The following is a 23,511-nucleotide window of genomic DNA, read 5'->3' as shown; positions in this document are numbered from 1 at the left end:
ATTACTTCAATTTATTTAAAATTTCAGGAATCTTTTTAATATTAGCCAATTGTTTCAATTTTTCTCTCGATTCTTGTATTGGAGTTCCAAAATACGACTTCCCTCCTGGTACCGATTTTGTTACTCCCGTTTGCCCCATCACCACTGCTTTACTTCCGATAGTTATACCACTCGTGGTACCCACTTGGCCCCATAAAGTTACTTCATCTTCTATTATAACACAGCCCGCAATACCTGTTTGCGACGCAATTAAACATTTTTTACCAATAACGGTATCGTGTCCTACATGAACCTGATTGTCTAATTTAGTACCTTCTTTTATAGTAGTATCACCTGTAACTCCTTTGTCAATAGTGCATAAAGCTCCAATTCCTACATTGCTTTCAATGACAACTCTTCCACCCGAAAGCAACTGATCAAAACCTTCAGGACGTTTTTTATAATAAAAAGCATCTGCTCCAATAACGGTACCAGCGTGAATAATGACATTATCGCCTATTTGCGTATTGTCATAAATGGAAACATTGGAATGAAGTAAACAATTTTCACCAATTGTTACATTATTTCCGATAAAACAATTTGGTTGAATTTGGGTACCTTCTCCAATTTTAGCCGACGGTGCTATAGCCACATTAGCGTATTGAAAAGGTCTAAAATGGCGTGTTAAAAAATTGAAATCACGAAAAGGATCATCGGAAATTAAAAGGGCTTTTCCTGATGGACAATCAACTTTTTTATTTATTAAAACAATTGTTGCGGCTGATTGTAACGCTTTATCGTAATATTTTGGATGGTCAACAAAAACAATGTCTCCTGCTTCAACAACATGAATTTCATTCATACCTAAAACCGGAAAATCATCATTTCCAACAAATTCACAACCAAGCAAATTTGCAATTTCTAATAAAGAATGCGCTCTTTGAAATTTCATAAAATAAATTTGAAAATTTGAAAACGATACAATTTGAAAATTAAAAATTTTTGTTTCGAAAACCCAAAAGTTCATTTCAAATTTTCAAACTTGCAAATTCAATTACTCTTTTACACGCTCCATGTAATTTCCAGAAGCGGTGTCAATTTTAATTTTATCTCCTTCATTAATAAACAAAGGCACATTTACTGTTGCTCCAGTTTCTACTGTGGCTTGTTTTGTAGCATTTGTAGCCGTATTCCCTTTTACACCTGGCTCTGCATAAGTTACTTCTAAAATAATAGAAGCTGGCATATCAACAGCTAAAGGTAGATCGGTTTCGGTATTAATTTGTACCATTACGTTTGTTCCTTCTTTTAACAAATCGGGGGCATCCAAAATGTTTTTGTTTAACGTAATTTGCTCAAAACTCTCATTATTCATAAAATGAAATTGATCCCCTTCGGCATATAAATATTGATATGTATGTGTTTCTACTCGAACATCTTCAATTTTGTGTCCTGCTGAAAATGTGTTATCCAAAACCTTTCCTGTTGTTAAACTTTTTAATTTTGTTCTAACAAAAGCGGGGCCTTTTCCTGGTTTTACATGAAGAAATTCAATAATTTTATAAATATCGTGGTTGAATTTAATGCAAAGTCCGTTTCTAATATCTGATGTAGATGCCATTTTTTTTATTTTAAATTTAAGAATGCAGCTTTTAAAATCTATAAACTGCGTTTAGTATTGTTTTAATAATTATCTATTCCATTTAATGATAAAGGTTAGAGTTCTAAAATCAGAAACCTAAACTCTAAAATTAATAATTCCCTGAATATCCTTTCATTACACCTCTTGACGAATTTCTGATGAAATCTAAAATTTCGTCACGCTCAGGAGTAGCTTCCATCTCTGCTTCAATAATACTTAAAGCTTGAGTAGTATTGTAATTTTTTTGGTATAATATTCTATAAATATCTTGTATTTCTCTAATCTTTTCGGTGCTAAAACCTCTTCTTCTTAATCCTACTGAATTGATACCTACATAAGACAAAGGTTCTTTTGCGGCTTTGGTATAAGGCGGAACATCTTTTCTTAATAATGATCCTCCTGAAATCATCGCATGATCTCCAACACTAATAAATTGATGAACAGCTGACAAACCACCAATAATAGCATAATTACCAATCGTCACGTGTCCCCCTAAAAGAACTCCGTTAACTATAATGGCATTATTACCCACATGACAATCATGAGCAATGTGTGCAGTTGCCATTATTAAACAATTATTACCTATAACTGTTTGACCCGAGGCAATCGTTCCTCTATTTATAGTAACGCATTCTCTAATCGTACAATTATCACCAATTATTGCTAAAGATTCTTCTCCACCAAATTTCAAATCCTGAGGAACCGCCGAAATTACGGCACCCGGAAAAATATTGCAATTTTTTCCTATTCGCGCACCCTCCATGATGGTTACGTTTGATCCTATCCAAGTTCCTTCTCCTATTACTACATTATTATGAATAGTCGTAAAAGGTTCAATTACAACATTTTTAGCGATTTTAGCGCCAGGATGAACATAAGCTAAAGGTTGATTCATCTGTTTATTTTTAATTTTTGTTTGTAAAGGCTTTTATTGTTTTTTGGCAATTTGTGCCATCAATTCTGCTTCGGTAACTAGTTTTCCATTGGCATAAGCATTTGCTTGCATGTGGCAAATTCCGCGACGAATTGGCGAAATCAAATCGCATTTAAATACCAAAGTATCTCCTGGTAAAACTTTATGTTTAAACTTCACATTATCAATTTTCATGAAATAGGTCAAATAATTCTCAGGATCTGGTACTGTACTTAAAACCAAAATACCACCCGTTTGAGCCATTGCCTCCACGATCAAAACACCTGGCATAACGGGAGCTTCAGGAAAATGTCCAACAAAGAAATTTTCGTTCATTGTTACATTTTTCAAACCAACCACATGGCTGTCCGACATTTCGATAATTCGATCAATTAATAAAAAGGGTGGACGGTGTGGCAACATCGCCATTATTTTATGAATATCCATTAATGGCTCTTGGTTTAGATCATAAACTGGAACCTGGTTTCTTTGTTCAATTTTGATGATTTTAGCTAATTTTTTAGCAAATTGTGTGTTAACAAAATGCCCTGGTTTATTAGCAATTACTTTACCTTGGATACGGATTCCGATTAAGGCTAAATCGCCAATTACATCTAATAATTTATGGCGAGCCGCTTCGTTTGGATAGTGTAAAGTTAAATTATCCAAAATCCCGTTTGGTTTAACTGAAATCTCTTCTTTATCAAAGGCTTTCTTTAAATTTTCCATTGTATTTGAAGAAATTTCTTTATCAACATATACAATAGCATTGTTTAAATCACCCCCTTTTATTAAACCATTTTCTAATAATGATTCTAATTCGTGTAGAAAGCTAAATGTTCTTGAATTGGCAATTTCAGTTTTAAAATCTGAAATATTTTTTAATGTAGCATTTTGAGTCCCCAATACTTTAGTACCAAAATCAACCATCGTAGTTACCTGATAATCATCGCTTGGCATTACTAAAATTTCACTTCCCGAAGCTTCATCAGTAAATGAAATTACTTCTTTTACCACATACACCTTTCGTTCGGCATCTTGTTCTTCTACACCTGCTTTTTCAATTGCTTCTACAAAAAACTTAGAAGACCCATCCATAATAGGAGGCTCAGGAGCGTTTAATTCAATGATTACGTTATCGATATCGCAACCTACAAAAGCAGCCAAAACATGCTCTGAAGTTTGAATTTTAACTCCTAATTTTTCCAAATTAGTTCCTCTTTGGGTATTCACTACATAATTTGCATCCGCTTCAATGATTGGCTGACCTTCAAGATCAACACGTACAAAAGTAAATCCATTATTTATTGGAGCTGGTTTAAAAGTCATTGTTACTTCTTTTCCAGTATGTAATCCTACGCCTGTAAGCGAAATTTCATTTTTGATGGTCTTCTGTTTAACCATTATTTCCATTTTTTTGGTTTAATATTTGTTTTTTTAATTCTTCTAACTCGGCAACAATTTTGGGTAAATTTTTAAAATGCACATACGATTTACTGTAATCATTGTATCCAAAACTTGGACTTCCTTGCACCGTTTCGTCATCTTTTAAGTTCCTACCAATACCCGATTGGGCTTGAACTTTTACATTATTTCCTATGCTCAAATGACCTGCAATGCCTACTTGACCGCCAATCATACAGTTTTTACCTATTTTAGTAGAACCTGCAACTCCTGTTTGAGCTGCAATTACGGTATTCTCGCCAATTTCTACATTATGAGCAATTTGAATTTGATTGTCTAGTTTTACTCCTTGCCTCACAATGGTCGAGCCTAAAGTTGCTCTATCGATAGTGGTATTTGCACCAATATCAACATAATTTTCAATAATTACGTTACCAATTTGAGGTACTTTTTTATAAAACCCTTCATCCGTTGGAGCAAATCCAAAACCATCGGCACCAATAATGGTTCCCGAATGAATGGTACAATTGCTCCCGATAATGGTTTCGGAATAAATTTTTGATCCTGCAAAAATACAGGTGTCATCTCCTACAACCACATTATCTCCTAAAAAACAATTTGGATAAATTTTGACATTATTTCCAATCTTAACATTTTCACCAATATAGCTAAAACTACCTAAGTATAAGTTTTCGCCATAGGTTGCAGATTCTGAAATAACCGTATTGGGTTCGATTCCGTTTTTGTTTAATTTTACTTGATTGTAAAATTCGAGTAATTTTGAAAAAGACGCATAAGCATCTTCTACTTTTATAAGTGTAGCAGAAATGGCACCCTCTGGAATAAAACTCTCATTTACAATAGCAACTGTTGCTTGGGTTGTATAAATAAAGTTATTGTATTTCGGATTAGCCAAAAACGTGAGTGAGCCTTCGGTACCTTCTTCAATTTTAGATAAACGGTATACTTCTGCGTTAGGATCCCCTACTATACTGCCCCCTAAAATTTCTGCAATTTGTTCTGCTTTAAATTTCATTTCATCTGATTATGTTTTGATTAAGAATAAGATAGACTTTACAAAAAATACATTTTTTACTTATTCAAAATAAAAACTTTAGCTAATTTCATTCCGACAAAAATATAAAAAATAGGTTTTAAATATTAATTTATATCAGTTGTTTTGGAAAACAACTGTAATATTTCGTCACTAATTTTGATAATGATTTCAAATTCAGTTGGTCGGAAGCTTCTACAACATCTTCAATTGTTTTATCTTTTTTTAAAATCCGAATAGGTTCGGCTTCTTTACTGTATGCTTGATTTTTTATTTTTCCCCTAAAAATAAAGTAATCTGCCTCACCCACCGTAATCGGATTGACTGCTGCAAATTCTTCTTTCAAAACCTGAATTTCTTCTACAGGAATTTTCTCCGCGCTCATTTTTATTTTCAACAAATCCCGATTTATAATCATTTTACTCAAACTCGCCAAAATAAAATCGCCATGAAATTGCCAAGCTTTAAGTGCACTTATAATATCAAAATCATCTAATTGGGCAAATTTTTCAAGAATGCCACTATCAAATTGTTCTAGGGTAATTTTATTTTCCATAAAAAACTGAAGTGGTGCGCTACACGGCAATTTTTCGCCTTTTAATGTTAGTTCTTTCGCTCTTTTTAATACTTTAGTCAAAATTAGCTCGGCCACCAAACTTGTTTTATGCAAGTAGGCTTGCCAATACATTAAACGTCGGGAAAGTAAAAATTTTTCGACCGAATAAATTCCTTTTTCTTCAATAACCAAAACATCATCTACCACATTCATCATTTGGATTAAACGTTCCGAATTTACATTTCCTTCAGCAACGCCTGTATAAAAACTATCTCTTTTTAAATAATCCATTCGGTCCATATCGAGTTGGCTCGATATTAATTGTAACATAAATTTGCGGTGATAATCTCCTTTAAAAACCTGAATTGCCAAACTTAATTGACCGTGAAAAATTTCGTTTAATTGATTCATAAACAACAACGAAATAGCTTCGTGGTTTACATCCTCTACGATACTTTTTTCCATAGCATGCGAAAAAGGACCGTGACCTATATCGTGCAATAAAATGGCTATTAAAAGGGCATTTTCTTCTTCGGTTGAAATAGAAACTTCTTTAAAACGCAACGTTTCAATTGCTTTTTGCATTAAATGCATGCAACCTAAAGCATGATGGAAACGAGTATGATTGGCTCCCGGATAAACTAAATAGGACAATCCCATTTGCGAAATGCGTCGTAATCGCTGGAAATAAGGATGCTGAATTAAATCGTAAATCAATTCATTGGGAATGGTTATGAAACCGTAAATTGGGTCATTAAAAATTTTCAATTTGTTAATGTGATTTACCATCTGGGTTGTTTTTTGCCCGACAAATATAAAGAAATAACTATTAGTTGTTATTGGCTTGTCTTTTAATTATCGTTCAAAAGCATTAATGCTCCTTAAAAATTAATACTTTTTTACACACAAATTTACAAAATCAACATTTAACATATTTTTAAGGTTCGATTAGTTCGGTAATTAGCGAACCAACTGTAAATTTGCATAAATTTTATGTACATGGATAATTTGCAGAAAGAAAAACAAGAATTAATCGAAATGTTTGGAATCCATTTTGAATCAATTTACCATGTCACTCCCCTAGCCGCTCGAATTATGGGATTGCTCATATTAGATGGTTGCAAAGAAGGATTGACTTTTGAGACGATTGTGGAGCGAATGGGTGCTAGCAAAAGTTCAATTTCGACCAATTTACATTTACTGCTTAATTCAGAGCGAATTGAATATTATACCATTTCGGGCGATAGACGCAAATATTTTAAAGCATCGCCTTTTAGTAATCGATTGGCTAATTATATAAAAGTTATTGAACACGAAAAAAACCTAATTGACAAACTTACTTTATATAGAGAAAAAACAATGTCTTGTACGCAAGAAACCAACAACTTAGCGCATGCAAAAGCTTATAAAGCCTATGTACAAAAAGTTGAAAACATTCTTTTAGAATCTATAGAAGAATTTAAAGAAATTGAAAAAAATTAAATAATCGATAATCAATCCACATACCTATGAAGAATATTCAATTTTCACTATTAAGTCTCTTATTTGTTTTTGCGTCCTGCGAAAAAAAAGAAGAAAAGGCGCCTGTAGTGATGCCTTACAAAGTTATTAAAGTTACCCAATCCAATACTTCATTATTGGCCGAATACCCGGCTACGCTTGAGGGTGTAACCGATATTGATATTCGTGCAAAAGTAGATGGTTACATTGAAAAAATATATGTACAAGAAGGACAAGAAGTAAAAAAAGGACAATTACTTTTTAAACTTGAAACACAAACAGCCGATCAAGAAGCAAGTGCTGCAAAAGCGAAAGTAACTGCGGCTCAAGTAGAAGTAAACAGATTAAAACCGTTGGTGGAACGTGACATTATTAGTGATGTACAATTAGAAACCGCCAAAGCCAATTTGGCAAGTGCAAAAAGTACCTACCAAAGTATTGTAGCACGTATTAATTACGCCACCATTAAAAGTCCGGTAAACGGAATTGTAGGAACCCTTCCTTTACGTTTAGGAAGTTACGTGAGTAGTCAAACAACTCAACCTTTGACACGTATTTCGGATGTAAGTACAATTTATGCTTATTTTTCAATGAATGAAAAGCAACAATTGGATATTACGATGCATGCCGCTGGTAAAACTTTTCAAGAAAAAATTGCAAAAATGCCACCTGTAAATTTGATTTTGAGTAACGGAACGGAATATGAAAAAAAGGGTAAAATCGAAACCTTTAGTGGTCAGGCCAATACTCAAACTGGATCTTTTAACGTAAGAGCTAGTTTTGCAAATACCAATAAATTATTGCGTTCAGGAGGAAGTGGAACCATTCAAATTCCGACTAATTTAGAAAACGTGATTTTAATTCCGCAAAATGCCACTTTAGAAATGCAAGACAAACGTATTGTTTTAAGTGTAGACAAAGACAACAAAGTAATTGCTAAACCCGTTACGGTTCGTGCTGTGCCAGGCGGTCATTTTTATGTGGTTGATGAAGGTTTGAAAGTAAATGATATCATCTTAATTGAAGGTATCGGAATTATTTCGGAAGGAACTAAAATCAAACCCGAAATTGTTGAAAATCCGGTAAAAATTAATCCTATTCCGTACGAGAATAACTAACTTTTGAATAAATAATACTTATGTTTTCAAAATTCATTGACAGACCCGTATTGTCAACGGTGATTTCTATAATCATTGTTATTTTGGGTATTTTGGGATTAATATCGCTCCCAGTTTCGCAATACCCCGAAATCGCCCCTCCAACGGTAACGGTTGCCGCTAATTATCAAGGTGCTAGTGCCGAAGTTGTAATGAACTCTGTGGTTATTCCGCTAGAAGAACAAATTAACGGTGTAGAAGACATGACGTACATGACTTCTACTTCTAATAACGATGGTTCAGCAACCATCAACATCTATTTCAAATTAGGAACCAATCCAGATTTGGCAGCTGTAAACGTGCAAAATCGTGTATCGCGTGCTACTCCGCTTTTACCTCAAGAGGTAACAAAAGCTGGGGTTACTACTTCCAAAAGACAAAGTGATAATATTTTGATTTTCTCTTTATATAGTGAAAATCCAAATTACGACATGACTTTTCTTCAAAACTATGCCAACATCAACATCTTACCTAAAATCAAAAGGGTTGCTGGTGTGGGTGAAGCCATGATTTTTGGTCAAAAAGATTACTCGATGCGTATTTGGCTAAAGCCAGATGTTATGGGAGCTTATGGACTTGTACCCGCCGATATTACCAATTTATTGGCCGAACAAAATATTGAAGCTGCACCTGGGCAATTGGGAGAAAGTAGCGATCAATCATTTCAATATGTTTTAAAATACAAAGGTCGTTTACAAAGTACGCGTGAATTTGAAGAAATCATTGTGCGTTCTACTCCAAGTGGCGAAGTACTAAAATTAGGCGATGTGGCTCGAATTGAATTAGGTGCTGTAAATTATGCCAGTAACACCTTGACAAACGGAAACCAATCGGTGGCAATTGCCGTGGCACAAACTGCGGGTTCTAATGCTCAAGAAGTTATTGAACATTCTTTAAAGGTATTAGACGACTCTTCGATTAACTTTCCGAAAGGAGTAAAATACACTACTTTAATTAATGCAAACGACTTCCTTGAAGAATCGATTTCGAAAGTTATCCATACTTTGATAGAAGCTTTTATATTGGTATTTATTGTGGTTTTCATCTTCTTGCAAGATTGGAGATCAACCCTTATTCCGGCAATTTCGGTACCTGTGGCTATTGTAGGAACGTTCTTTTTCCTGAGTTTATTTGGTTTTACCATCAACTTATTAACACTTTTTGCCTTAGTACTCGCGGTGGGAATTGTAGTGGATGATGCCATTGTAGTTGTTGAAGCCGTTCACGCCAAAATGGAAGCCGGCGAGCACAATCCTAAAAAAGCGGCACATAGCGCCATGAATGATATTAGTAGCGCTATTATTTCGATTACATTGGTAATGTCGGCCGTGTTTATTCCGGTTTCTTTTATTAGCGGTTCTTCGGGTGTTTTTTACAAACAATTCGGGTTAACTTTAGCGGTTTCTATTGTTTTATCGGCTATTAATGCCTTGACTTTATCGCCTGCTCTTTGTGCGATTTTCTTAAAAGAACACGATAAAAATGCGCCTAAAAAAGGATTCTTACAACGCTTTTATACCGCCTTTAATGCTGGATTTGATAACACTACATCAAAATACAAAAAATCGGTTGAATTTTTCGTTAAACGAAAATGGCTGGCATTTTTAGGAATTGCTGTTTTTACTGGAATTTTTGCTTTATTATTAAATATTACGCCAAAAGCTTTCGTACCCAATGAAGATACCGGTTCGATTATGTCGGACATTTCCTTAGCTCCCGGAACTTCCTTAAATAGAACCGAAGAAGTTTTATTAGAGATTGAAAACAAACTAAAAGGAATTCCTGAAATTAAAGAAGTGTTGCGTATTTCGGGACGTAGTTTGATTAGTGGTACGGGTAGCAACTACGGAATGGTAATTGTAAAATTAAAACCTTGGGCAGAGCGTAAAGAAAAAAGCCAAGAAGTTACTGCCGTAATCCAAGAATTATTTAAACGAGCTTCATCGGTAAAAGATGCCCGTGTGCTGTTTTTTGCGCGTCCAACTTTGGTAGGTTTTGGATTTTCGAACGGATTCGAAATGCAATTACAAGATCAAAAAGGTGGTTCTATTCAAGAATTGAGTAAGGTTAATGCAGATTTCATAGCGGCATTAAATAGCCGTCCTGAAATTCAGTACGCTTCGACTTCTTTCTCGCCAAATTACCCACAATACCGAATTGATTTGAATGTGCCGGCTATTAAAAAATCGGGCTTAACCGTAACCGATATTTTGGGAACACTTCAAGGATATTATGGTGGTGTGTATGCTTCTAACTTTAATAAATTTGGAAAACAATTTAGAGTAATTTACCAATCAGAACCTAAGTTTAGAACCGATCCAGAATCTTTAAATAGTGTTTTGGTTCGAAACAACAACGGACAAATGGCTCCAATTTCGCAATATGTGAAACTCGAAAAAGTTTTTGGACCACAAGCTATCGATCGTTTTAACTTGTTTACTTCGGTTAAAATTACAGGAGCACCTAATCCTGGATTTAGTTCCGGAGATGCTATTAAAGCTGTTCAAGAAGTTGCTGCCGAAAAACTTCCATTAGGTTATGGTTACGAATTCTCGGGTTTAACACGTGAAGAAATTAGTGCTGGCGGACAAACCATTTACATTTTTATGTTGTGTTTGATATTTGTATATTTCTTACTATCGGCACAATACGAAAGTTACATTTTGCCATTTGCCGTATTATTATCGTTGCCAATTGGTTTGGCAGGTGCTTATATTTTTGCGTACTTTTTTGGTGTAACCAATAACATTTACTTGCAAATTACCCTAATCATGCTTATCGGATTGCTGGCCAAAAATGCTATTTTGATAGTAGAATTTTCTGCCGATGCACGACGAAAAGGACTCACCGTAGTGCAAGCAGCCATTCAAGGTGCTGTAGCGCGTTTGCGTCCTATTTTGATGACGTCATTTGCGTTTATCTTAGGTTTGGTGCCTTTAATGCTGGCTCGTGGTGCAGGTGCTGTTGGTAACAAAGCCATCGGAACGGGTGCAATTGGAGGTATGTTAATTGGAACCATTTTGGGTGTTTTTATTATTCCTGTCTTGTTTATTGTTTTCCAAAATTTACAAGAAAAGGTTTCATCAAAACCAATTCAGCACGCTAACGAGGAATCAGATGTAAAATCTTTAGAATAAGAATATGAAAACTAAAATATATAGCATTGCTTTACTAATCTTTTCAGCAATCGTATTACAATCGTGTCTGGTAACAAAAGATTACAAAAGACCTGAAGTAGAGACCGAAAATCTTTACCGAACAGATTCGACTTCGGCAGATTCGACTTCGATGGCAAATTTACAATGGCAAACCATTTTTACCGATCCTATTTTGCAACAATACATCAAACGTGGATTAGATAACAATTATGATATCCGAATTGCCATTCAAACTTTGGCCGCTTCCGAAGCAATGATGAAACAAGGAAAAGCGGGGTATTTACCTACTTTTTCTGTCGGAACCGATGTGACACATCAAGAATTATCGAAAAATAGTCAGTTAGGTTCGATCGTTCGAAATACCTCAATTGATCAATACCAACTTACAGGAAATTTATCTTGGGAAGCCGATGTTTGGGGGAAAATTAGAAGTACTAAAAGAGCGGCAAATGCAGCATATTTGCAAACACAAGCTGCTAATCAAGCCGTAAAATCAGATTTAATTGCTCAAATTGCTTCAACTTATTTCGAATTGCTTTCGACTGATGCGCAAATTAAAGTGACCGAAAAAACATTGGTAAATCGTATTGAAAGTGTGCAAACCATGCTTTCTTTAAAAAAAGCAGGAAATGTGAACGAAGTGGGTGTTAAACAAACCGAAGCACAAAAATTTGCAACCGAGTTAATTCTGGCCGATTTAAAAAACAATGTGATTTTTTTAGAAAACAAACTCAACTTATTAATGGGCGAAAATCCGAAAAAATTAGAGCGTGGTCTTTTAGAAAATCAAAATGTGAATTCGGAAATTGCATTAGGCGTTCCTGCTATTTTATTGCGAAACAGACCCGATGTTATCGCTGCCGAATACAATTTAATTACCGCTTTTGAACAAACAAACGTTGCCAAAACAAATTTTTATCCTAGATTAACTTTAACGGCAACAGGCGGATTTCAAAGTATCGATATTCAACAATGGCTAAGCGCTAATTCGTTATTTGCAAGTGTTATCGGCGGTTTAACACAGCCTATTTTAAACAAAAGACAAATTAAAACTCAGTTTGAAGTAGCCAAAGCAAATCAAGAAACGGCTTTGCTTCAATTTCAACAATCTTTATTAAATGCTGGTAACGAAGTTTCTAACGCCTTGGCACAATACAACAACGAAACAACTAAAATTGAGGTGCGTAAACAACAGGTTGAATCGTTAACGTTAGCAAGTAATTATTCGGATGAATTATTAAATTACGGAATGGTTAATTATTTAGAAGTATTAGCCGCCAAAACCGAAGAATTAAATGCTGAATTGAGCTTAATAGATAATAAATTCCAACAATATAACGCTATCATTCAGTTATACAGAGCCTTAGGCGGCGGTTGGCAATAAGATTTTTTTTAATGTTGGTTGATTTTCAAAACCACCGTATGTTTTTAGCATGCGGTGGTTTTATTTTTTAGAAATAGTTTTGCATCTAAAATTATCATAATTTTAATAACTATTCGTTTCATAAAGAATTAAATTGCATAAAAAAAAGACATTTAAATGGATAAAATAAAGATACTTTGGGTCGATGATGAAATCGATTTATTAAAGCCACATATATTATTTTTAGAGAAAAAAAACTACGAAGTAACCACCTGCAACAACGGATTAGATGCCCTAAGTATTTTTGAAGAAAACAATTTCGATATTGTTTTTTTAGATGAAAATATGCCCGGAATGAGCGGATTGGAAACGCTTTCGGATATGAAAGAAAAAAAATCTTCAATACCGATGATTATGATTACCAAAAGCGAAGAGGAATATATAATGGAAGAAGCAATCGGTTCTAAAATTGCCGATTATTTAATAAAACCCGTTAATCCCAATCAAATTTTATTGAGTTTAAAAAAGAATTTGGATCATTCGCGTTTGATTTCAGAAAAAACGACACTCGATTATCAAAAAGAGTTCCGAAAAATAACCATGGAACTTGCCATGGTGAATACCTATGAAGATTGGATTGAATTATATAAAAAATTAATTTTTTGGGAATTGGAACTTGAAAACATCAACGACCAAGGAATGATTGAAATTCTCGAATCGCAAAAAATTGAAGCTAACTCCCAATTCGGAAAATTTATAGAACGCAATTACGAAGATTGGTTTCAACCCAAAGCCGATCGTCCGATACAATCGGACACTTTGTTTAAAGAATTGGTTGTTCCGGAAATTCAGAAAAAAGACAAACCCATTTTATTTGTCGTAATCGATAATTTGCGTTACGACCAATGGAAAGCCTTTGAACATGTAATTAACAATTATTACAAACTCGAAAAAGAAGTTCCCTACTACTCTATTTTGCCCACCGCAACGCAATATGCTCGGAATGCTATATTTTCTGGATTAATGCCTTTAGAAATGGAAAAAAAGCATCCTGATTTATGGAAAAATGATGTAGAAGAAGGAGGAAAAAATTTATATGAAGCCGAGTTTTTAACTGCTCAACTCAAACGTTTAAAGCTCGATATTGTTCAGGATTATTTTAAAATCACCAATTTAGCCAGTGGAAAAAAATTAGCCGAAAATTTCAAATCACTCAAAAACAACGATTTAGTTACAGTGGTTTATAACTTTGTAGATATGCTTTCGCATGCTAAAACCGAATTAGATGTGGTAAAAGAATTGGCATCAGATGATAAAGCGTATCGTTCCCTAACTTTAAGTTGGTTTAAAAATTCGCCTCTTTTAGAAATCATTCAACAGGCTCAAAACATGGGTTTCAAATTGATTCTTACAACCGATCACGGTACCATAAACGTTAAACACCCTTCTAAAGTAATTGGCGACAAAAACACGAGTTTGAATTTGCGCTATAAAACCGGTCGTAGTTTAACCTACGAAAGTAAAGATGTTTACGATATAAAAGACCCAAAAAAAATCGGATTGCCCGCAATTAATATGAGCAGCTCGTTTATTTTTGCTAAAAACGATTTATTTTTGGCTTACGTTAACAATTACAATCATTATGTGAGTTATTACCGAAATACGTACCAACACGGCGGTATTTCGTTAGAAGAAATGATAATTCCGTTTCTGGTTTTTAATCCAAAATAATATTTAGAAAAGGAGTCATATTGAATTAAAAAAACAAATGGCTCCTCTTATCAATTACTTGAAAAAATGGAAGTACACTATTACCTAGACCAAATTAACGATGTTGCCCGACAAATTCTAGAAGAAAAACTAGAAAAAATTATCCTTTTTAAAGGAGAAATGGGAGCGGGAAAAACCACGCTAATCAAAGCATTATGCCAGAATTTAGGCGTAACGGATGCCACTAGCAGCCCTACTTTTTCTTTAGTAAACGAATATCAAACTGCTGATGGAGAGCTCATTTATCATTTTGATTTTTATAGATTAAAACAAGAAACCGAAGCGCTGGACATGGGTGTAGAAGATTATTTTTACTCCGGTAATTGGTGTTTTATCGAATGGTCCGAAAAAATTCCGAATTTAATTCCCGAAATGCATACTATGATTACTATTGAGTCTTTAGCAGATGGCAAGCGTATACTACGTTTAAACTAGAAACAAAGTCAACTATTTGTTCTTGAATTAACATTATTTTTTTTAAAACTTTTTACGTAATTTGTGTACAAAAATTTGCATAAAATGTCAATCACTATAACTCCTTTTACAAAACAGCAATTATTGCCTCAGGAAGAAAAACTGGAAATCGGTAAACACAAAAGCGACCTTTTTATAGGCATTCCGAAAGAGACCAGTTACCAGGAGCGCCGAATTTGCCTAACACCCGATGCCGTAACATCTTTAGTATATCAGGGACATCGTGTGATGATTGAATCTGGAGCTGGCGAAAGTTCAAGTTATAGCGACAAAGAATATGTTGATGCAGGAGCCGAAGTAACAAAAGACACTAAAAAAGTTTTTGCTTGTCCGATACTCTTAAAAGTAGAACCTCCTACCATTGCCGAAATAAAATTAATGAATCCCGAAACCATCTTAATTTCGGCTATTCAATTAAAAACCAAAAAAAAGGCCTATTTCGAAGCCTTGGCACAAAAAAAAATCACCGCACTCGCCTTTGAATACATAAAAGATGAAGACGGATCCTACCCTGCCGTAAAATCGTTAAGCGAAATTGCCGGAACAGCTTCTATTTTAATTGCAGCCGAATTAATGATTACCGACGATTTAGGAAAAGGTCTCCTATTTGGTAACATTACAGGCGTTCCTCCTACCGAAGTTGTCATTTTGGGTGCGGGTACTGTAGGCGAATTTGCCGCAAAAACGGCTTTAGGATTAGGTGCTTCTATTAAAGTTTTTGATAACTCGATTACCAAATTACGCCGTTTACAGAATAATTTAAACCAACGTGTGTTTACATCAACTATACAACCCAAAGCTTTGCTGAAAGCCTTGCGACGTTGCGATGTTGCCATTGGCGCTATGCGAGGCAAAGAACGTTGCCCAATTGTAGTTTCGGAATCAATGGTTGAACACATGAAAAAAGGAGCCGTAATTGTCGATGTAAGCATTGATACGGGTGGTTGTTTTGAAACTTCGGAAGTTACCACTCACGAAAAGCCTACTTTCTTAAAAAACAACGTTTTACATTATTGCGTACCCAATATTCCTTCTCGATATTCCAAAACAGCCTCACTTTCTATAAGCAACATTTTAACACCGTACTTATTACAAATTGCTGAAGATGGCGGAATTGAAAGTGCTATTCGTTGCAACAAAGGGCTTTTAAACGGCATTTATCTCTATCACGGAATCGTAACCAACAAAGCCATTAGCGATTGGTTTGATTTGCCTCATAATGACATTAATTTACTTGTTTTTTAGTGCCACTTTGGTGTACCTTTGCCGAAAATAATTTTTATGAAATTTTCTCAGCGTCTTGCTTATTATTTGTTAGGATTAATGATCGGTTGTTTTTTTGTTGCTTTTGTTTTTGGAGGAAAAGACACCAGTTGCAATTATTTTCCTAATGCCCGAGTTTTAAGCAATTTACGTAGCAAACCCTTCCATTATTCTGAAGAAGCTTCTAGTGTTTTAAAAGAAAATTGGATTGATACTTTAGATATTAAAAACACACTTCAATACGGCGATATCGATTTTGATAATAGCAATATCGCGTATAAAAAAGGAAAATTGTATGTGATTGAAGGCAAAACAGTCAAAAACCAAGAAATCATTGTCAAAGTAATCAATTACGAAAATAAAGCAGTTTTAGAATCGATTACTAAAGCGAATTAAAACCAATTTATGGGCGCTTTTCCCCATGTTTTTAAATAAGCATTTGTTTGACTAAAATGTTTATTTCCAAACCATTTCCCTTGATTGGCACTCATTGGCGAAGGATGACCCGATTCTAAAACCAAATGTTTAGTTCGATTAATTTTTGCCCCTTTTTTTTGAGCAAAACCACCCCAAAGCAAAAAAACGATGTGTTCTTTTTGTTCAGAAATAAGCTGAATTACAGCATCCGTAAATTGATTCCATGCCAAATGTTTGTGACTATTAGGTGCATCTTTCCGTACGGTTAAAGAAGCATTTAACAACAAAACACCTTGTTGTGCCCAAGACGCTAAATTACCCGTATTGGGCATTAAAACAGCATCTAAATCATCATGAATTTCTTTAAAAATATTCCGTAACGAGGGCGGAATTTTTACCGAATCATTCACAGAAAAACTCAAACCATTGGCCTCTCCCACTCCATGATATGGATCCTGACCAATAATAACCACTTTCAAATCAGCAAATGAACAGGAATTAAAGGCCGAAAAAATCAAATCTTGAGGCGGGAAGCACGTAAAATCTTGGTATTCTTTTTCTACAACTTTAATCAAATCAATAAAATAAGGCTTTTGCATTTCTGCCGCTAACACATTTTGCCAATCATTATTTATTTTTAAGTCCATAGATAATTCGTTTGGTACAAACTTAAACAACTTTTTAAAAGTAGCCGTAATTGAACTCGTTTTAAAGCTCGTAAGTTTGTAACTTTGCTCCTTTCTATTTTGGATAAAACATGACATCAATTACCGATAAAACCTTACAAGATTTACAATTTCCAACCATACTCGAAACCATTTCGGCAATGTGTAATACCGATATTGGTAAAGAAAAAGCACTCGAAATTAAACCGTTTAGAGATAAGGAAAACTTACTTCAGTCGCTTCATCAAACTTCCGAATATGTAGCTTCTTTTGATAATAACAATGCTATCCCAAACCATGGTTTTGAAGCCATTACAAACGAAATTAAATTTTTAGCAATTGAAGATAGTTTTTTGGAAGTTGGAAGTTTTAAAAAAATTGCCAATTTATCGCAAACTGTAAATGTCTTATTGACCTTTTTAAAAAAATTTGATGATTATTATCCGAATTTAAATCAGCGTGGCTTACAAGTTGAATACACCAAAGACATTATAAGTTTTATTGACGTTGTAGTTGACAAATATGGAGAAATTAAAGACAATGCTTCACCCCAATTATCCGAAATTCGTAAAAGCATGAACTTAGTTCGCGGTAAAGTAAACCAAAGTTTTGGAGCCGCATTAACCCATTACAACGGTTTAGGCTACTTGGATGATATTAAGGAAAGTTTTGTACAAAACCGACGTGTTTTAGCCGTTTTAGCCATGTATCGCCGAAAGGTGAAGGGAACTATTTTAGGTACTTCCAAAACAGGAAGCATTGCTTATATTGAGCCTGAACAAACTCTTAAATATTCAAGAGAATTGGGCAATTTAGAATACGAAGAAAAGGAAGAAATTACTCGAATTTTAAAAAAATTATCTAACGAAATTAGGCCTTTTTTGCCCTTATTAAAAGAGTATCAAGCATTTTTAAGTGATATCGATGTCATAGCTGCAAAAGCCAAATATGCCAATAAAATCAAAGGAATATTACCTAATATTACCGAAGAACGCAGGCTGTTTTTTAGAGAAGCGTACCATCCCATTCTGTATTTAAACAACAAAGAAAAAAACGAAATTACCTATCCGCAAACCATAGAACTCAAACAAGATAACCGCATTATTGTTATTTCGGGACCTAATGCCGGGGGTAAAACCATTTCGTTAAAAACGGTTGGTTTGTTGCAATTAATGCTGCAATCGGGTATGTTAATTCCGGTTCATGAGCGAAGTGAAACCTTTTTATTTGATCGTATTTTAACTGATATTGGAGATAATCAATCTATTGAAAATCATCTAAGTACATACAGTTATCGATTAAAAAACATGAATTACTTTTTAAAAAAATGTAATCATAAAACACTGTTTTTAATAGATGAATTCGGTACAGGTTCGGATCCCGAATTAGGGGGTGCTTTGGCTGAAATTTTCTTAGAAGAATTTTATCACCGAGAAGCATTCGGAATTATAACCACCCACTACTCCAACTTAAAAATGTTGGCCAACGAATTGCCGTATGCAACCAATGCCAACATGCTTTTTGATGAAAAATCATTAGAGCCGATGTTCAAGTTAATTTTAGGACAAGCAGGAAGTTCTTTTACTTTTGAAGTGGCGCAAAAAAACGGCATTCCTTTCGGGCTAATTAATCGAGCGAAAAAGAAAATTGAAGGCGGAAAAGTGCGTTTTGATAAAACCATTGCTACTTTGCAAAAAGAGCGCTCTAAACTCGAAAAAACGTCTTTAAATCTAAAAGAAGAAGAAACTAGAGCACGCGAGGAAAGCAAAAAGATGGAAAACATCAATGTGAAAATCAAGCAAAAACTCGAAAGTTACCAAGAGTTGTACGATAGCAACCAAAAGCTGATTTATATAGGACAAAAAGTAGATGATTTATCGGAAAAATATTTTAACAATAAAAACAAAAAGGAACTCATAGGCGAATTATTAAAAATAGTAGAAATTGAAAATTCCAAGCGTAAAAAAGCTACTCCAAAAGAGAAAAAAATAATTGCCGAAAAGAAAAAAGAAGTCATTAAAGAAGTAGAAGTTCAAATTGACGTCATTAGGGAAGAAAAAAAGACTAAAAAACTAAAACCAGTAGTTGAAAAACCAAAACCCATTTTAAAAATTGGCGATCGCGTACGCATGATTGACGGAAGGTCGGTGGGAAGTATTGATAATATTGAAAAAAATAAAGCAACCGTCAATTACGGTGTTTTTACCTCAAAAGTAAATTTAGACGAATTAGAATTGGTGGAAGCTGCTAAAAAATAATTGTATATTTCTGATTTAAAACTAAATAACCAAAGAAAATTAATTATGAAAAACTTAAAATTATATTTTTCAGCTCTTTTACTTTTAAGTTCTTTATTTTTTTATGCTCATAACCAAACACCAAATAATTCAAAAATAATAGCTCAAAAAAATATTTAGAAAGAATTGTATAAGAGTATTTACGAAAAAGAAAATAATCCGCTCATTGTTATAAATGGAATTTTATTGGGAAATGATACTGCTTTTTTAAATATAATTAATCCAAAAGAGATTGAAAGCATAACCGTTTTGAAAGATAGTGCAGTAACAAAAATCTATGGAAAAGGTGCTAGAAAAGGAGTTTTAATATTGACTTTAAAAAATAAAAATATTAATTCTATCGAGAAATTTAAAACAACTTATAATCTTTATTCTTCTGGAAGCGAAGAAATAAAAATCACAGGAACAATTACCAATTCTCAAAAAAATCCCATTGAAAATGTTATAATAACAAATTTGAATAGGAAAGAGTCATTTAGATCGGATTCTCAAGGAAAATACACACTTACTAGTCGTGAAAATGATATCTTATATTTTTATTTAAAGGGTTATAAATCCGAAACTATAAAAATTAAAAATACCAAAAATGATATTGTTTTAAAAAAAGATGATACCAAAAAGATTAAATAAAAATCCTTAAAAAATGATTTCCATGAAAAAATAAAGCAACTGTTAATTACGGCGTTTTTACCTCAAAAGTAAACTTAGACGAATTGGAATTGGTGGAAGCTGTTAAAAAATAGTTAGCGTGTGTTAAAATCATACTATTCAGGATTTTTTTGAGTTGGTATATATAAACTATTGATTCCAAATCTTATAATCAGTATGCACACATTTCCTCCAAATAAAAAAATTATTCTTTACGACGGATTCTGTAATCTCTGCGATTCTGCGGTTCAGTTTATCATCAAACGCGATAAAAAAGATATTTTTCGGTTTGTTGCTTTGCAATCGGAACTCGGAATTGCCATTTGCAAATCAATAGGAATCAGTTTTTCAAAAATGGATAGTCTTATTTTGTTCGAACCCAAAGTCGCTTATTTTTATAAATCTTCGGCTGTTATTGCCATTGGTAATGAGCTAGGCGGAATTTGGAAATTAAGTCCGTTGTTTCGGTTGATTCCGATTTTTATTTCAGATGCACTTTATGACTTTGTTGCCAAAAACCGTTACCGCCTTAACGGAAAAAAGCAAAAATGTATGATTGCTACACCCGAATTAAAAGCTAAATTTTTATAAAAATTACCGCTTGGCTACGTACCTTTGCAAAAAATACTGCTCATGTCAAATAGTTACTTAGGTTATCATTTTAACATCGAACCAAAGGAATTGGGTTCTGAAATATTAATTGCTGAATTAGGCGAATTGGCTTTTGAAAGTTTTACCGAAACCGAAACCGGTATATCGGCATTTATAAAAAAAGAACTTTGGGAAGAAAACATTTTAGAAGACGTGTATATTTTAAATTCGGATGAATTTACTATTACGTATACCGTTGAAGAAATTGATCAGGTAAACTGGAATGAAGAATGGGAAAAAAACTTCGAGCCTATTGATGTAGACGGAAAATGCCATGTTCGAGCACCTTTTCACCCAAAAACCAATGCCGAATTTGATATTGTAATTGAACCTAAAATGAGTTTTGGAACCGGACATCATGAAACCACTCACATGATGATTCAGCATTTATTAGAAACAGAGGTATCCAATTTAAAAACCTTAGATATGGGTTGCGGAACAGCTATTTTGGCAATATTAGCCGAAATGAAAGGTGCCCAACCTATCGACGCTATTGATATTGACAATTGGTGTTATTTAAATTCTATTGAAAATGCCGAACGCAATAATTGCCAACACATTTCCGTTTATGAAGGAGATGCGGCTTTATTGGAAGGAAAAGATTACGATTTGATTATAGCCAATATTAACCGAAATATTTTACTAAATGACATGGAACGTTATGTAGCTTGTTTAAACCCAAAAGGCATTTTGCTTTTGAGTGGTTTTTATGAAGAAGACATTCCTTTTATCGATGAATCGTGTACTCAAAAAGGGCTACGCTATGTTAAAAAGTTCCAAAGAAACAATTGGGTATCATTAAAATACGTAAATTCGTAAAATATTCATTAACAGTATAAAACTTTTCAAATGAGTACGAAAGAAAAAGTAAGAGAACGTGTAAGAGAGAAAGAATCTATTGGTTTTAATAACGAAATTATTCTTTATAATGATGATGTCAACACCTTTGATCATGTAATTGAAACTTTAATGCGTGTTTGCCATCATACTCCCGAACAAGCCGAACAATGTTCTTTAATTATTCATTATAATGGCAAATGTACCGTAAAAACAGGTCCTTTAGCCAAACTTAAACCGCAATGCTCACAACTTTTAGAAGCGGGGCTTAGCGCCGAAATTATTTAAACCAATTTTGGTTTTATTTCAAAGTCTATTTTATTTCAATATTAAATAAAATAGACTTTTTTGTACCCGCTAATTCTTACTTTTAATCCGTATTATTTTAAGCAAAAACAAGCATGAAAAAAATTGTAATTTTAATTCTATCTCTTATTTGTATCTCTTGTACCAGTACAAAATCAACCTTAAAAAACGTAGATGATAATGCGCCAAATTTAACCTTAACAAAAGACAATACTTTTTTAATAACCGAATTCAGTAAAGACAAAAAATACGGTTATGATCCCGATTATCCTATTAATATTTTTTTCAAAACAACCCGAGAAGAAACGGTTAATCAGGAACGTTTTTTGAATGCTTTAGCAGGACCCAAAGGCGAAAAAATAACGTATTCCAAACTAGAAAGTTGCTGTCCGTTTCCTTCAAAAAGAAGTAATATGGGTGCCGGATTATTAGATGTTTATGAATTAAAATGGGAAGGTCAAAAAAAACCAGTAACACTTTATTTAAATATCTATGAAAAAGGATATTTAAAGGTTCCGATTGGACTTACACTCAAGAAAAACAATTAACAATTGGCGTTCTTAAAAAATTCATAAGAACTAAATAGTTAATGGTAAAACCTAACTACCTTTGCAGTCGTAAAACAAATTCCTATGAACATACACAATATCCCTCAAATCAAACATACTGATAGTGGAAATTTCTTTTTATTAGCAGGTCCTTGCGCTATAGAAGGAGAAGAAATGGCTCTTCGAATTGCAGAAAAACTAGTTGGTATTACCGATAAACTTGAAATTCCGTACGTTTTTAAGGGCTCATTTAAAAAAGCAAATCGCTCTCGAATTGACAGTTTTTCAGGAATTGGAGATGAAAAAGCATTAAAAATTTTGCGAAAAGTTTCAGAAACTTTTAAAATTCCTACCGTAACCGACATTCATACCAATGAAGATGCTGATAAAGCAGCCCAATATGTAGATGTTTTACAAATTCCAGCTTTCTTAGTGCGTCAAACCGACTTGGTTGTAGCAGCTGCCAATACAGGTAAAACCGTTAATTTGAAAAAAGGACAATTTATGAGTCCCGAAAGCATGAAACACGCTGTACAAAAAGTTTTAGATTGTAACAATCAAAATGTAATGGTTACAGACCGTGGTACCATGTTTGGCTATCAAGACATGATAGTAGATTTTAGAGGAATTCCAACCATGCAGCAATATGCTACAACGGTTTTAGATGTTACTCACTCATTACAACAACCCAATCAAACGGCAGGCGTTACCGGTGGAAGACCCGATATGATTGAAACCGTAGCCAAAGCAGGAATTGCTGTCGGAGTTGATGGAATTTTTATTGAAACTCATTTTGATCCTGCCAATGCCAAAAGTGACGGCGCCAACATGTTACATTTGGATTATTTTGAAACCCTAATGAATAAATTAGTGGCCATTCGAAAAACCGTAAATCAATTCTAAAACAAA

22 protein-coding genes are annotated in these 23,511 nt (G+C 33.9%); 15 read left to right on the top strand and 7 right to left on the bottom strand.

Annotated elements, in window-relative coordinates; genetic code table 11:
* Position 1: 1 nt before the first annotated feature.
* From I5M07_RS01105 to I5M07_RS01080, 6 genes are all read right to left on the bottom strand, one after another.
* Positions 2-931 (bottom strand): UDP-3-O-(3-hydroxymyristoyl)glucosamine N-acyltransferase, encoded by a 930-nt coding sequence (locus I5M07_RS01105; RefSeq protein ID WP_200104348.1) that lies wholly within the window; start codon positions 929-931, stop codon positions 2-4.
* A 102-nt stretch (positions 932-1,033) separates the two neighbouring features.
* Positions 1,034-1,600 carry an elongation factor P gene (gene efp, locus I5M07_RS01100; RefSeq protein ID WP_200104347.1) on the bottom strand — a complete coding sequence of 189 codons (567 nt, stop codon included), beginning with the start codon at positions 1,598-1,600 and terminating at the stop codon, positions 1,034-1,036.
* Positions 1,601-1,730: 130 nt separating this feature from the next.
* Positions 1,731-2,516 (bottom strand): acyl-ACP--UDP-N-acetylglucosamine O-acyltransferase, encoded by a 786-nt coding sequence (gene lpxA / locus I5M07_RS01095; protein WP_200104346.1) that lies wholly within the window; start codon positions 2,514-2,516, stop codon positions 1,731-1,733.
* Between the two features lie 33 nt (positions 2,517-2,549).
* Complete coding sequence (locus I5M07_RS01090) at positions 2,550-3,938, bottom strand: bifunctional UDP-3-O-[3-hydroxymyristoyl] N-acetylglucosamine deacetylase/3-hydroxyacyl-ACP dehydratase (RefSeq protein ID WP_200104345.1); 1,389 nt, start codon at positions 3,936-3,938, stop codon at positions 2,550-2,552.
* The gene (gene lpxD / locus I5M07_RS01085) at positions 3,931-4,974 is read right to left on the bottom strand and encodes a UDP-3-O-(3-hydroxymyristoyl)glucosamine N-acyltransferase (RefSeq protein ID WP_200104344.1); all 1,044 of its coding nucleotides are present in this window, start codon (positions 4,972-4,974) and stop codon (positions 3,931-3,933) included. The genes I5M07_RS01090 and lpxD overlap by 8 nt, the downstream gene beginning before the upstream one ends.
* A 130-nt stretch (positions 4,975-5,104) precedes the next feature.
* The gene (locus tag I5M07_RS01080; RefSeq protein ID WP_200104343.1) at positions 5,105-6,337 is read right to left on the bottom strand and encodes an HD domain-containing protein; all 1,233 of its coding nucleotides are present in this window, start codon (positions 6,335-6,337) and stop codon (positions 5,105-5,107) included.
* A gap of 210 nt (positions 6,338-6,547) precedes the next feature.
* Here I5M07_RS01080 and I5M07_RS01075 point away from each other — a divergent pair, with 210 nt between their 5' ends.
* From I5M07_RS01075 to I5M07_RS01040, 8 genes are all read left to right on the top strand, one after another.
* A complete protein-coding gene (locus tag I5M07_RS01075) occupies positions 6,548-7,030 on the top strand; it encodes a GbsR/MarR family transcriptional regulator (RefSeq protein WP_200104342.1) in 483 nt (160 codons plus the stop codon).
* A 26-nt stretch (positions 7,031-7,056) separates the two neighbouring features.
* Positions 7,057-8,166, top strand: coding sequence for an efflux RND transporter periplasmic adaptor subunit (locus I5M07_RS01070; protein ID WP_200104341.1), 1,110 nt, complete (start codon positions 7,057-7,059; stop codon positions 8,164-8,166).
* 20 nt (positions 8,167-8,186) lie between these two features.
* Positions 8,187-11,342, top strand: a complete 3,156-nt coding sequence (locus I5M07_RS01065; protein ID WP_200104340.1) for an efflux RND transporter permease subunit — start codon at positions 8,187-8,189, stop codon at positions 11,340-11,342.
* Positions 11,343-11,346: 4 nt separating this feature from the next.
* Entirely contained in the window at positions 11,347-12,747 is a 1,401-nt protein-coding gene (locus I5M07_RS01060; RefSeq protein ID WP_200104339.1) for an efflux transporter outer membrane subunit, read from the top strand.
* Between the two features lie 156 nt (positions 12,748-12,903).
* The gene (gene porX, locus I5M07_RS01055; protein WP_200104338.1) at positions 12,904-14,457 is read left to right on the top strand and encodes a T9SS response regulator signal transducer PorX; all 1,554 of its coding nucleotides are present in this window, start codon (positions 12,904-12,906) and stop codon (positions 14,455-14,457) included.
* A 66-nt stretch (positions 14,458-14,523) separates the two neighbouring features.
* Complete coding sequence (gene tsaE, locus I5M07_RS01050) at positions 14,524-14,931, top strand: tRNA (adenosine(37)-N6)-threonylcarbamoyltransferase complex ATPase subunit type 1 TsaE (protein ID WP_200104337.1); 408 nt, start codon at positions 14,524-14,526, stop codon at positions 14,929-14,931.
* A gap of 84 nt (positions 14,932-15,015) precedes the next feature.
* Complete coding sequence (locus I5M07_RS01045; RefSeq protein ID WP_200104336.1) at positions 15,016-16,215, top strand: alanine dehydrogenase; 1,200 nt, start codon at positions 15,016-15,018, stop codon at positions 16,213-16,215.
* A 36-nt stretch (positions 16,216-16,251) separates the two neighbouring features.
* Positions 16,252-16,629, top strand: a complete 378-nt coding sequence (locus I5M07_RS01040; RefSeq protein WP_200104335.1) for a DUF4258 domain-containing protein — start codon at positions 16,252-16,254, stop codon at positions 16,627-16,629.
* On the opposite strand, the gene I5M07_RS01035 is transcribed toward I5M07_RS01040, so the two are convergent.
* Positions 16,626-17,297 carry a uracil-DNA glycosylase gene (locus I5M07_RS01035; protein WP_200104334.1) on the bottom strand — a complete coding sequence of 224 codons (672 nt, stop codon included), beginning with the start codon at positions 17,295-17,297 and terminating at the stop codon, positions 16,626-16,628. The genes I5M07_RS01040 and I5M07_RS01035 overlap by 4 nt on opposite strands.
* Positions 17,298-17,407: 110 nt before the next feature.
* Between I5M07_RS01035 and I5M07_RS01030 the strand changes: the two genes are divergently transcribed.
* From I5M07_RS01030 to kdsA, 7 genes are all read left to right on the top strand, one after another.
* A complete protein-coding gene (locus I5M07_RS01030; protein WP_200104333.1) occupies positions 17,408-19,573 on the top strand; it encodes an endonuclease MutS2 in 2,166 nt (721 codons plus the stop codon).
* A gap of 165 nt (positions 19,574-19,738) precedes the next feature.
* Positions 19,739-20,242, top strand: coding sequence for a carboxypeptidase-like regulatory domain-containing protein (locus tag I5M07_RS01025; RefSeq protein WP_200104332.1), 504 nt, complete (start codon positions 19,739-19,741; stop codon positions 20,240-20,242).
* A gap of 195 nt (positions 20,243-20,437) precedes the next feature.
* Positions 20,438-20,851 carry a thiol-disulfide oxidoreductase DCC family protein gene (locus tag I5M07_RS01020; RefSeq protein ID WP_200104331.1) on the top strand — a complete coding sequence of 138 codons (414 nt, stop codon included), beginning with the start codon at positions 20,438-20,440 and terminating at the stop codon, positions 20,849-20,851.
* Positions 20,852-20,893: 42 nt separating this feature from the next.
* Positions 20,894-21,730: a 50S ribosomal protein L11 methyltransferase gene (gene prmA / locus I5M07_RS01015; protein WP_200104330.1), complete on the top strand. Its 837-nt coding sequence runs from the start codon at positions 20,894-20,896 to the stop codon at positions 21,728-21,730.
* A 30-nt stretch (positions 21,731-21,760) separates the two neighbouring features.
* Positions 21,761-22,036 (top strand): ATP-dependent Clp protease adaptor ClpS, encoded by a 276-nt coding sequence (locus I5M07_RS01010; RefSeq protein WP_200104329.1) that lies wholly within the window; start codon positions 21,761-21,763, stop codon positions 22,034-22,036.
* A 113-nt stretch (positions 22,037-22,149) separates the two neighbouring features.
* Complete coding sequence (locus I5M07_RS01005; RefSeq protein WP_200104328.1) at positions 22,150-22,602, top strand: 2-dehydro-3-deoxyphosphooctonate aldolase; 453 nt, start codon at positions 22,150-22,152, stop codon at positions 22,600-22,602.
* An 84-nt stretch (positions 22,603-22,686) separates the two neighbouring features.
* Positions 22,687-23,505: a 3-deoxy-8-phosphooctulonate synthase gene (kdsA, locus tag I5M07_RS01000; protein WP_200104327.1), complete on the top strand. Its 819-nt coding sequence runs from the start codon at positions 22,687-22,689 to the stop codon at positions 23,503-23,505.
* Positions 23,506-23,511: the final 6 nt, after the last annotated feature.

The organism is Flavobacterium agrisoli, assembly GCF_016522065.1.
GTDB classification, from domain to species: domain Bacteria; phylum Bacteroidota; class Bacteroidia; order Flavobacteriales; family Flavobacteriaceae; genus Flavobacterium; species Flavobacterium agrisoli.
The sequence above is the reverse complement of the archived record's forward strand: the minus strand, read 5'-3'. Positions and strand labels throughout refer to the sequence as shown.